This window comes from Actinomadura sp. KC216 (assembly GCF_004348535.1).
Classification (GTDB): domain Bacteria; phylum Actinomycetota; class Actinomycetes; order Streptosporangiales; family Streptosporangiaceae; genus Spirillospora.
On the sequence record NZ_SMJX01000074.1, the window covers coordinates 1 to 10,613 of the forward strand.

Genomic DNA, 10,613 nt, shown 5'->3' on the forward strand with positions numbered 1-10,613 from the left:
CAAGCAGACGATGGACGGGCTCGGGGTGGGGCGGGACGTGATCCAGGACGGGAAGCTCGCCGTGTCCGAGATCGCCACCAACGCGCTCCGGCACGGCAGGTCCGCCGCCGGGGACCGTCCGCCCACGGTGCCCGAGCTGTGGATCTGGGCGCGGACCGTCCCGGCGCCGCAGCTTGTCGTGTCCGTGTTCGACGGCGCGCGGTCGGCGATGCCGGAGGCGTCCGCCACCGGGCCGCTCGACGACCACGGCAAGGGGCTCGGGCTGGTGGGGGAGTTCACTGCGGCGTGGGGCTGCGACCGGACGCGGTCACGCGCCGCCAGGCCCGTCGTCCGAGGTAAGGCGGTGTGGTTCGCGCTGCCGCTGCCTCGCGACTGGCCGGGCCGCACGCTCAAGGTCCACCCCGGCACGGCCGCGCAATGCCTCCTGTCGTGCGTCACGCGGCGCGGCTTCCCGGGGTTGCGGACGAGCGACGCGCACGGGGTGTCCGTGCTGGTGCTACCCGGACTCAACGTGTGGGTGCACCCCCAGCACTTCTGCTGGCAGGACGGGCCTGACCGCTACCTCAAGCGCCCGCTCATCGACCTGCAGGAGACCGCCGAGCACATCGTCCGGCGGCTGGACGGCATCCGCGTCCCGGATCCCGCACCGACCCCCTGAACAGTCCTTGACCTGGCTGGACGATCAAGGGCTGTCCAGCCGTCACCGGGTCTGCACCGAGACCGAGATGACCGTCTGGTTGGCGCAGAGCGTGCGGGAGACGGAGCCCACCGGAACCCACGGTCCCTCGCAGGCGATCAATCCGACGGCCGGGTTGAAGTGGCGCTGCACCATGACCACGCGGTGCTCCCCGGTGCCGCCGGTGCAGCGGCTCTCCGCGAAGTTGCCGCCGTTGACGGTGGTGCAGTCCGTCGGGGTGGCCGAGGCGCTGGTCGCGGTGCCCACCAGCGCCGTCGCGGTGGCCAGGACGGTGAACGACGCCAGCGCCCATCGCCGAGCGCCACTGAGTGTGTTCTTCATGGATTCCTCCCCTTCACGGAGCGGTCGGTGTGCCGCGCGGGCCGAGCCGGCGGGCACCCGGGATTCGTGTGCGCGTGGTCGCCGGATGACCGATTCACGGAACTTTCTGGCCGGGCGTGCGCACGATGCGGGTGGGAGGTGCCCGGTGCGAACGGTGGACTCGGAATCCGGGACAATCCGACCATGGGTGGGAATTCGGGCGACGTGCGCGAGCGGTCTCTCTTGACCTGGCGGATCGCGGCGATCCCCGTCCTGCTGATCGGGATCGGGATGCTGTGCGGATCGGCGTACGCGGCGAGCGAGTTCTCCGAACGGAGGGACGAACTCCACGCGTTGCGGGACGCGCCGCGCTGCGCGGCGCCGCCCCAGCGTCCGGCGGACTGCACGTGGACGCAGGAGTTCCTGATCTCCGACATCCAGCTCTACGAGGGCCGCAACAGCGGCATCTCCGCCATGCTCACAACGCCCAACCAGGGGTACAAATGGCCGACGGCGTACCGGAACGACGGTCCGCTGCTGGAGACCTTGCGTGACGGCGATCGGGTGAAGGGCACCATCTGGCGCGGTGACGTGGTGAAGATCGCCGCCCGGGGCGCCGAACAGGCCACGCTCACGAGTCCCTACACCATGGCGGAGACCATGCTGGCCATGGTGGTCGTGCTCGCCGTCTCGGGCATGCTCCTCGTCTTCGGCTCCGGCTGGCGCCTGGTCCGGTGGTCGGGGCGGGCGCCGACGCGGGGCATGAACTGCGTGTTCGGCGCTGCCGTGGGCCTGCTCCTGGGCGGGCTCGGAGCCATGGCAGTCGCCGGGGGGACGGCCGAGGAGTCGGCGCCCGAGGTCGACACGGGGGCGCTCTGGCTGTTCGCCGCCCTCTATGGGGCGGTGGCGGCGGTCACGGTCCTCGCCGCGGCGCTGATGTACCGCGCGGCGGCCCGTTCCCGATGACCCGGCCGTCTCCGCGCCGACGCTCCAGGCGGTGCGGTGCGTGCCGGGCACCATCTCAACCCGCCCGTTATCGGGTGGTGCGCACAATGCGGGTGGGAGGTGCCCGGTGCGAACGGTGGACCGCGAGCACTACGCCGGCCTGCTGCGGCTCGCGTATCTGGTGCTGGACGAAGGCGACGCACCACTGATGCGCGCCCGCCGCGCCGCCGCGCGTGCGATCAGGGTCAGGAACGGCGGGTATCCCGCGAGGCGGGCGCGGCTCGTCGCGATCCTGCTCACCGACCCGCCCGCCGGACGGCCGCAACCGCATCGGCTCTTCTTCGAGCCCGTGCCGCCATTGAAGGGCTCCGTGAGAGCGGCGCTGCGGGAGCTGTCACCGCACGAGCGGCTCGCGTACCTGCTGCGCCGCGACGGGCTCACCGCGCCCGAGGCCGCCGCTGAGCTGGGCGTCCATTTTCAGATCGACTTCCGGGACGTGGACCAGGTCACCGACGCCGTCGACGACCGGACGGGCCTGGACGAAGCCGCGCAGCGGGCCGAGATCGAGGCGTTCGAGCCCGACCTCGTCCGGCTCCGTCCGCCGCTCGCCGTCCCGAAGGCGTGGCGCGCCACCGTCGCGGCAGGGCTGGTGGCCGTGGTGCTGGGCGTCGCCGGTTTCGTCCTGATCCCACCGGACGAGGCGTCCGATGAGCCTGCCGCGATCGACCCCCGTGCCTGGCAGCAGACGAGCCTGCCGACCGTCTACGAATGGCCCGCACAGGGCGAGCTGCGCGACGACGCCGCGCTGCTGCGCCGGGCCGCCGAAGCCTGGCGGGCCGACCGGCACGACCCGCCGCAGGGACGCGTCGTCGTCCTCTACGCCGGACGGGTGGACGGCGCGTCCCTCGTCGTCCTGCGCGATTCACCCGGGCTGCGGGAACCGCCGATCGTGGCGCAGTACTTCGAGCGGCGCCTGTCGCGCGGGGTGGAGTCGGTCCGCAGGCTCGGGACGGGCGCCGGGCAGCTCATCATGCTGGGCCTGACGTGGCGTTACCTCGTCCCGCCGTGGCTGCGGGACGTGCGGGCGGCGGTGCCGTCCGGCCGGTCCCCGGACTGGGTGCCGGTGGCAGTCAAGGACGGGCTGACCGATCCGCTGCCCTGGCGCTGGTTCACGCCGCGCTGCCAGAACTACGTGGTGTTCCGCATGACGTTCCGGGCGCCCACCGGCGGATGGCCGCGGACCGTCACCCAGCTCGCCTCGCACGACCCGCGCTCCGCCGCGCCGCGCGTGTGGTTCCGCGACCCGCCGGAACGCGACGAGCGGTTCAGCTGGGCGGCGCTGCACGCCGTCGCCTGCGAGGGCGCGGCCACCCTGAGCGAGTCGAACGACCTGCGGCTGGGCCGCCTGTGGAGCGGCGAGCTGCCGGACGGCGGCGGCCGGGCGACGCTGCTGACGGTGGACGTGTCCACGCCGTGGGGCGCCCCGGGCCGCTCGATCCTGATGTCGGACGCCGGGAAGGCGCTGTCCGAACGGGGCGGGACGAACAGCGACTTCAGCTCGTCCGCCGGGACCGTCGCCGCCGCCGTGTGGTGGCGGTCGCCCCGGCGCTGGCATCTGGTGGCGGCGGCGGGCCCGGGCGTCGTGCGGCTGAAGACGGTCGGCGAGCTGGGCTCCCACGAGAAGGGTCGGGGCCGCGGGACGCTCCTGCTTGTGGTCCCGGGCCCGCGCGCGGGTGGCCCGCCGCCGGAGACGGCTCGCCTTCCGATCGCCCAGGTCGTCGCCTACGAAACGGACGGAGACCGCACGGTCGTCGACCCGTCCTGATACTTCATGCTCCGGGTTGAGCGTACGGCTCTGCGCTCTAAGTGAGTCTCGTGACGTTTGTGGCAGTTGTGGCGCTTTCTGATCGAGACAATTTGGACGGAGACGCATGCTCAAGCGCATCTTGATCGGGACGTCGGTGGCCGCCGTGGTGGCGGCGGGAGCGGTGACCTGGACGGTCTCCGCGGGGTCGACGGAGACGAACATCGCAGGTCCCGAGCCCGGCCAGGGTCCGGGCCGGGTCCAGGCACGCACGCTCGGCGACCTCGGCGGCGCCGGAACCGACGGCCGGAAGTCGATGGGGCTCGCACCGGTGTCGACGAAGCCGTTCAGCCTGGTGGGCGTCACCTGGAACAAGCCGAGGGAAGAACTCCGCGGGACGGTGCGGTTCCGTACCCGCAACGCCCGTACCGGCGCCTGGTCGAGCTGGCAGTCCGTGGAGCCGAACCTGGCGGACGCGCCCGAAAAGGGCGGACGCGGTGGCACGAACGGGCTGTGGGTCGGTGCGTCCAACGGCATCGAGGTGCGCGTCACCGGGCACGGCCCGACCCTCCCCGAAGGGCTGCGTGTCGAACTGGTCGACCCGTACACGGGTGAGAAGTCGCAGCCCAAACCGCGTGCGGCCGGGCCCGCGACCGGCATGGAACTGGTGGCCGCGACGTCCCGGCTCCAGGCGGCCCCGCTCACCGCGCCCCAGCCCACGATCGTGCCGCGCAGCGGATGGGCCGCGGACGAGTCGATCGTCAAGGACCCGCCGACCTACGACAACTCCGTCAAGGCGGCGTTCGTCCACCACACCGACACGGGCAACGCGTACACGTGCGCGGAGACGGCGGCCGTGATCAAGTCCGTGTTCCTGTACCACGTGCAGAGCCTGGGCTGGTCCGACATCGGCTACAACTTCCTCGTGGACAAGTGCGGGAAGATTTTCGAGGGACGCGCCGGAGGGATCGACCGTCCCGTCCACGGCGCGCACACCTACGGGTTCAACACCGACACCACCGGGATCGCCGTTCTCGGCACCCACACCGACGACGCGGCCGGTGTGGCACCCGCCCAGGCCGCGCTCGACGGCGCCGCCAGGACCGCCGCCTGGAAGCTGGGGCTGACCGGCGTCGACCCGACCGCGAAGACGACCCTGACCTCCGCCGCCCCGAACGGGACCGGCGGCAAGTACCCGTTCGGGCAGCAGGTCGTGTTCAACACGATCGCGGGGCACCGGGACGGGTTCGCGACCCTGTGTCCCGGCGAGCGGCTCTACGCCGCGCTGCCCGCCGTCCGGACGGCCGCGAAGCAGCTCACCGTCCCGGCCCTGGCGGCGACCGTGACCGGTACGACGCCCGCCGGAGGCCGCTACTACACCAAGGAAACGGCCACCCTGAACTGGAAGCCGTCCGAGGGCGCGACCTACACCGTCGCCGTGGACGGCGCGACGGCCGCGGAGCCCCCGGCCGGGGCCGACTCCGCCACGGTGAACCTCGCCCCGGGCACGCACGCCGTCCAGCTGCGCGCCGCCTTCGAGGACGGCACCACGTCGGAGTCCCCGGTCTTCACGGTGGTGGCGGACACGACCGGCCCGGTCATCTCGTCCCAGGCGCTCACCCTGCGCAAGGCGACGGTGAACGCCGCCGCGTACCCCGTCCAGCTCGGCTGGACAGCCACCGACAACACCCTGCTCAGCTCGCTGAAGGCGACGTCCCCGGTGGCGCAGAACTTCGCGACGACCGCCACGAGCTGGTCCACGACCGCCAAGGCGCTCGCGACGCAGTCATGGTCGCTGACCGCCGCGGACGCCGCGGGGAACACCACCACCGGCGCCATCAGCCGCTACGCGGGCGGCTTCAGCGACGGCTCCGCGTCCCGCACGGGCACGTGGAAGACCGTGACCAGCTCGTCCTACCTGGGCGGTCGCGGACTCTACAGCCCGTACCGCGGCGCGAGCGCGAGCTGGACGTTCACCGGCACCAGCGTGGGCCTGGTCTTCACGCGCGCGGCCAAGTACGGGGCCGTGTACATCTACTCGGACGGCGTCAAGGTCGCCACGCTGGACACCCGGGCCTCGTCCACCGCCTACCGCCAGCTGCTGTGGACGCGCACCTGGAAGACCAGCGCCAAGCACACCATCAAGATCGTTGTGGCCGGAACCTCGGGCCGTCCCACGGTCGCCATGGACGGCCTGGTCTACATCCGCTGACACCCCGCCCCGAACCACGGATCGCGCTCGCACCGGCGGCTGTTGCTGGCTGGACGTAGTTGCAAGTCATTTGCAATAGTGGCCGTATGGCTGACTACGTGCTTCCCGATCTGCCCTACGACTACGCCGCTCTGGAGCCCGCCATCACCGGCGAAATCCTGGAGTTGCACCACGCCAAGCACCACGCCGCGTACGTGAAGGGCGCGAACGACACGCTGGAGAGGCTGGCGGAGGCGCGGGACAAGGAGCAGTACGCAGGGCTGGTCGGGCTGGAGAAGACGTTCGCGTTCAACCTGTCCGGCCACGTCCTGCACTCGATCTTCTGGGACAACCTGTCGCCGGACGGCGGGGACCGTCCCGAAGGGCAGCTGTCGGCGGCGATCGATGAGCACTTCGGGACGTTCGACGCCTTCCGCAAGCAGCTCACGACGGCGACGTCCACCGTGCAGGGGTCCGGGTGGGGTGTGCTGGCGTGGGAGCCGCTGGGGAAGCGGCTCGTCGTGGAGCAGGTCTACGACCACCACGGGAACGTCGGAATGAACACGACGCCGCTGCTGGTCTTCGATGCCTGGGAGCACGCCTACTACCTGCAGTACCGGAACGTGCGGCCCGACTACGTGGAGAAGCTCTGGTCGCTCGTCAACTGGACCGACGTCACAGCCCGTTTCGACAAAGCCCGCGCTTAGCCGCAGGGCGCCCAGACCGCGGCGCCCTCCAGGCCGGGATCGTGCTCAGAACCCATCCCTTGCGGCCTGGAGGGCGTCGTGACCTTGCGTGGGCAGTGAAGGTGGGCGGCGGATTCCGGCGCAGGCGAGCGGCTTGGTCAACCGCCCGTGTCCTTCGGATGGCGTGGCGACGCGTAGACGATCCAGACGATGCGGTCGTCATCGTTGATGACGTAACGCACCCGGCCGCCGCCGCTCGTTACTTCGTACTCCCACTGCTCGAGGTCGCGACCGTTGTGCCTGTGCGTCGCGAGTTCTCCACGGAGCCGGTGCTGCCGCTCATGGTTCGCCCGGGAGCGTGGGTCAGAGCGGAGCGTTTCGTAGCACCGCCGAGTGTTCGCTAAGGCGAGGCGACATAGTTCCTCCCATCCGCGCACCGCTTCGCTGGTGCCGAACCGTAGGTCCCATTCGCCGTCCGGTGGTGGGACGGTGACCCTGTCTCCGCGCTTGGGGCTCACGGGTGGACCTCTACAGGGCCGAAGTCGCCGGTGGTGGGCCGAGCCGCGTCCGCAAGCTGCTCGGGGTCGGCCTTGATGCGGGCGGTCGCACGCCAGCCGGCGATCACCTCACCGGCGGAGGCATCGAGAGCGAGCTCCGCCGCGTCCGAGATCGCCTCGACCAGCTCGACGGTGAACGCGCGGACCTCTTCGGGGCTGAGGTGACGTACCCACGGAAACACGTCGGGCATGGCGAGCAGCAGGTCACGGGCACCCGGATCGTGCTTCATCAGGGCCAGGAAGAGTCGGGAAGCGGTGGCCAGCGTCTCCTCGCGCTGCTCTTCGCGGTCGGCGGCCGTCAGGAAGAAGTCGGGCGCGTCGCGGTGAGTGACGCGCACTCGCCCCAGCCGGGCGGCGCGCTCCGCGACGGCCCGCGGGTTGCGGGACAGGTCGGAGAAGGTCACCGAGTCGGGGCGGGTCGTCGTGCTCATGCACCCAAGTTATCAGATTGTATTCTGAAGTATTCCTTGGGGCATGCTGAAGTCGCCCGTCGGATGACGGATTCGCCCATGCCGTTCGTCCGTCTAGCCTCACGAGCCGGAGGACGACGACGCCGAAGGAGAATCGCATGGCCCACAGCCTCGTTTCACCGGAAGTGACGGCGCTGCCCAAGGTCAGGGCACTGCGCGAGGCGCTGGCCGCGTTGCCCGGTGCCGTCGTCGCTTACTCGGGCGGGGTCGACAGCTCGCTGCTCGCCTACGTCGCGCATCAGGAGCTGGGGGACCGGGCGCTCGCCGTCACGGCCGATTCGCCGTCGCTGGCGCGGGCCGAGCTGGCGGAGGCCGGTGCGCAGGCTCAGCGGCTCGGGATGCGGTACCGGGTCGTGCAGACGCGGGAACTGGACGATGAGCGGTACGTGGCCAACGGGGGCGATCGGTGCCGGTTCTGCAAAGAGGCGCTCGTGTCGGTGCTCGGCGCGGTGGCCGCTGAGGCAGGGGACTGGCCGGTTCTGTTGGGTGTCAATACGGATGATCTGGGTGATCACCGGCCGGGGCAGAGTGCGGCGCGGCGGCTTGGGGCGCGGTTCCCCATGGTGGACGCAGGGTTGAGCAAGGCGGAGGTCCGGGAGGCGGCGCGGGAGCTTGGGCTGCCTACGTCTGAGAAGCCCGCGTCGGCTTGTCTGTCGTCGCGGCTCGCGTACGGGGTGCCCGTCACGCGGGAGGCGCTGCGCCGGGTCGAGGACGCGGAGTACGCGCTGCGGCGCGCCGGGTTCGGTGGGCGGTTCCGGGTTCGTGACCAGGGCGGCGACCTCGCCAGGATCGAGGTGGAGGCGGCGGACATCGGGCGTGCGGCGGAGCGGGCGAGCGAGCTCGTCGCGCTGCTCAAGGGGGCCGGGTTCCGTTACGTGACGCTTGACCTGGAGCCTTACCGGCAGGGGAGCCACAACGCGGTGCTCGGGCTCCCTCGGCTGCGGGCGACGACATGACCGTTGACGAGCTGGGGTTCGCGCGCGTCGACATCGGGCGGGGGCGGCGGCGCGGGCATCCGGAGGCCATCTACTGCGAGGGCAAGACCGTTGCGGAGGTCGTCGCGATCGCGGAGAGCCTGATCGGGTCTGGCGCGGTGAACGTGCTGGCCACGCGGGCCGGGAAGGAGACGCTGGACGCGTTGCGTGCCGCGTTCCCTGGCACGGTGGTGCATGAGCGCGCGCGGCTGGCCGTGCTGGCGCCCGTTGCGGTGCCGGGGATTGGACGGGTCGAGGTCGTGTGCGGGCGTCCCGAGGACGAGGCCGCCGCCGAGGAGGCGGCGCTCGTCGCGGAGGCGATGGGGAGCCGGGTGGTGCGGCGTTATGACGCGCCCGTCCATGATCCCGCCGCCTTGCCCGAGTGGCTTCGCCAGCAGGATGCCCCTGGCGTTTTCGTTGTCGTGGACGGGACGGGTGGTGCGTTGCCCACGCTTGTTTCGGGGCTGACCGAACGGATGGTCGTTGCCCTTCCTACCTCGGCGGGCGGGGAGCAGGCCGGGCAGGCGGCGTTGTTGTCGGCGTTGAACTCGTGCTCGGCCGGTGTGGTCGTCGTGAACATCGACAACGGGTACGGGGCCGGGTACGCGGCCCATCTCGTCAATGCGGCGGGGGCGTGATGCGGCCGATCGTCGCCGTCGCGGAGGCGGCCGGGCTCGACGCGGATCAGGTGCGGCAGCGCGTCAAGGAGCTGCTGGCCCGGGACGCCGAGGTCGCGTTCCTGCGGCGGGCGTCGCGCGGGCAGTTCGAGGCGGCCAGGGAGGCTGCGCCAGGGGCCGTTTACCACGAGCGGTCCGGGCTGGTGGTGCTCACGCGTCCGCGGGCCGCTGTGGCGGTGCCCGTCGTGGTTCTGTCCGCGGGGACGGCCGACCTGCCGGTGGCCGAGGAGGCCATGGCGGGGGCGGCGGCGTTCGGGCTGGACGTCTCGCTGATCGCCGACGTCGGGGTTGCGGGGCTGCATCGGCTGCTGGCCGTGCGGGAGCGGCTGGACGAGGCGCGGCTCCTCATCGTCGCGGCGGGCATGGACGGGGCGCTGCCGTCCGTCACGGCCCGGCTGACGTCGCGTCCGGTGATCGCGGTGCCGACCAGCGTCGGCTACGGCAGTTCCGGCGGCGGGCTCGCGGCGCTGGCCGCGCTGCTGAACTCGGGAGCGCCCGGCCTGGCCGTCACCGGGATCGACGACGGGCTCGGAGCGGCGGTACTAGCGCGGAGGATGCTGGCATGACGAAGATCGCGTACTTCAACTGTTTCGCCGGGGTGGCCGGGGACATGGCGCTCGGGTCGCTGCTCGACGCGGGCGCCGATCTCGGCGAGGTGCGGGCCATGCTCAAGGGGCTCGACGTCCCGGGCTGGTCGCTGGACGTCGAGCGGGTGTCGCGGCGCGGGATCGCCGCCACGCGCGCCATCGTGGACGTCGAGGACGACGCGGTGTCGCGCACCCATGCCGTCATCGAGGAGATCGTGGCCACTGCGCCGCTGCCGGAGCGGGTCCGGGAGCGGGCCCTCACCGTGTTCCGGACGCTGGCCGAGGCCGAGGGCGCCGTCCATGGGACGCCGCCGGACGATGTGCACTTCCACGAGGTCGGCGGGCATGACGCCATTGTCGACATCGTCGGGACGTGCGCCGCCCTGGAGACCTTGGGCGTGGACGAGGTGCGGGCCGCGCCCATACCGGTCGGGCGAGGGTTCATCCGGTGCCGGCATGGGCTCATCCCGAACCCGGGGCCCGCGGTTGTCGAGCTGCTGGCTCGGGCCAAGGCGCCCATCCAGGGGCACGACATCGACTCCGAGATGGCGACCCCGACCGGCACCGCGCTGCTGGTCACGCTGGCGGCGGAGTTCGGGCCCATGCCGTCCATGACCGTCACCGGGAACGGATTCGGTGCGGGGACGAAGATATTCGGCGACTTCCCCAACGTGACCCAGGTCGTGCTCGGCGAAACGGCCTGAAGCGGAAGAGCGCCCGCCGGA

Annotated in this window: 11 protein-coding genes; 9 read left to right on the forward strand and 2 right to left on the reverse strand. The window is 71.7% G+C overall.

The annotated features are described in order from the left end of the window. Positions 1–658: ATP-binding protein (locus tag E1264_RS43390; protein ID WP_165964196.1), on the forward strand; the 658-nt coding region annotated here is incomplete at its 5' end. Between the two features lie 42 nt (positions 659–700). Here the strand turns inward: E1264_RS43390 and E1264_RS15410 are convergent. Next, positions 701–1,018: a hypothetical protein gene (locus E1264_RS15410; protein ID WP_132173946.1), complete on the reverse strand. Its 318-nt coding sequence runs from the start codon at positions 1,016–1,018 to the stop codon at positions 701–703. 183 nt (positions 1,019–1,201) lie between these two features. On the opposite strand from E1264_RS15410, the gene E1264_RS15415 reads away from it, so the two are divergent. The 4 genes from E1264_RS15415 (at position 1,202) to E1264_RS15430 (ending at position 6,644) form a co-directional block, all read left to right on the forward strand. Further along, a complete protein-coding gene (locus E1264_RS15415; RefSeq protein ID WP_132173948.1) occupies positions 1,202–1,963 on the forward strand; it encodes a hypothetical protein in 762 nt (253 codons plus the stop codon). A 106-nt stretch (positions 1,964–2,069) separates the two neighbouring features. Next, positions 2,070–3,767, forward strand: a complete 1,698-nt coding sequence (locus E1264_RS15420; protein WP_132173950.1) for a sigma-70 region 4 domain-containing protein — start codon at positions 2,070–2,072, stop codon at positions 3,765–3,767. A 106-nt stretch (positions 3,768–3,873) separates the two neighbouring features. Beyond that, entirely contained in the window at positions 3,874–5,958 is a 2,085-nt protein-coding gene (locus E1264_RS15425; protein ID WP_132173951.1) for a peptidoglycan recognition protein, read from the forward strand. A gap of 86 nt (positions 5,959–6,044) precedes the next feature. After that, complete coding sequence (locus E1264_RS15430) at positions 6,045–6,644, forward strand: superoxide dismutase (protein WP_132173953.1); 600 nt, start codon at positions 6,045–6,047, stop codon at positions 6,642–6,644. A 493-nt stretch (positions 6,645–7,137) separates the two neighbouring features. On the opposite strand, the gene E1264_RS15440 is transcribed toward E1264_RS15430, so the two are convergent. Further along, positions 7,138–7,611 (reverse strand): hypothetical protein, encoded by a 474-nt coding sequence (locus tag E1264_RS15440; RefSeq protein WP_132173957.1) that lies wholly within the window; start codon positions 7,609–7,611, stop codon positions 7,138–7,140. A gap of 137 nt (positions 7,612–7,748) precedes the next feature. On the opposite strand from E1264_RS15440, the gene larE reads away from it, so the two are divergent. From larE to E1264_RS15460, 4 genes are read left to right on the forward strand one after another with little or no spacing between them, the layout of a single operon-like run. After that, positions 7,749–8,606, forward strand: a complete 858-nt coding sequence (gene larE, locus E1264_RS15445; protein ID WP_132173959.1) for an ATP-dependent sacrificial sulfur transferase LarE — start codon at positions 7,749–7,751, stop codon at positions 8,604–8,606. Further along, positions 8,603–9,262, forward strand: a complete 660-nt coding sequence (locus E1264_RS15450; RefSeq protein WP_132173961.1) for an AIR carboxylase family protein — start codon at positions 8,603–8,605, stop codon at positions 9,260–9,262. Before larE ends, E1264_RS15450 begins: the two co-directional genes overlap by 4 nt. Beyond that, positions 9,262–9,867: a nickel pincer cofactor biosynthesis protein LarB gene (larB, locus tag E1264_RS15455; protein WP_132173963.1), complete on the forward strand. Its 606-nt coding sequence runs from the start codon at positions 9,262–9,264 to the stop codon at positions 9,865–9,867. Before E1264_RS15450 ends, larB begins: the two co-directional genes overlap by 1 nt. Continuing rightward, positions 9,864–10,592: a LarC family nickel insertion protein gene (locus E1264_RS15460; protein WP_132173965.1), complete on the forward strand. Its 729-nt coding sequence runs from the start codon at positions 9,864–9,866 to the stop codon at positions 10,590–10,592. Before larB ends, E1264_RS15460 begins: the two co-directional genes overlap by 4 nt. Positions 10,593–10,613: the final 21 nt, after the last annotated feature.

Bases quoted from the DNA above. Each gene is read 5' to 3' on its own strand.
- E1264_RS15410 (WP_132173946.1), bottom strand. From the start codon at position 1,018: ATGAAGAACACACTCAGTGGCGCTCGGCGATGGGCGCTGGCGTCGTTC.
- E1264_RS15415 (WP_132173948.1), top strand. From the start codon at position 1,202: ATGGGTGGGAATTCGGGCGACGTGCGCGAGCGGTCTCTCTTGACCTGG.
- E1264_RS15425 (WP_132173951.1), top strand. From the start codon at position 3,874: ATGCTCAAGCGCATCTTGATCGGGACGTCGGTGGCCGCCGTGGTGGCG.
- E1264_RS15430 (WP_132173953.1), top strand. From the start codon at position 6,045: ATGGCTGACTACGTGCTTCCCGATCTGCCCTACGACTACGCCGCTCTG.
- E1264_RS15440 (WP_132173957.1), bottom strand. From the start codon at position 7,611: ATGAGCACGACGACCCGCCCCGACTCGGTGACCTTCTCCGACCTGTCC.
- larE (WP_132173959.1), top strand. From the start codon at position 7,749: ATGGCCCACAGCCTCGTTTCACCGGAAGTGACGGCGCTGCCCAAGGTC.
- E1264_RS15450 (WP_132173961.1), top strand. From the start codon at position 8,603: ATGACCGTTGACGAGCTGGGGTTCGCGCGCGTCGACATCGGGCGGGGG.
- larB (WP_132173963.1), top strand. From the start codon at position 9,262: ATGCGGCCGATCGTCGCCGTCGCGGAGGCGGCCGGGCTCGACGCGGAT.
- E1264_RS15460 (WP_132173965.1), top strand. From the start codon at position 9,864: ATGACGAAGATCGCGTACTTCAACTGTTTCGCCGGGGTGGCCGGGGAC.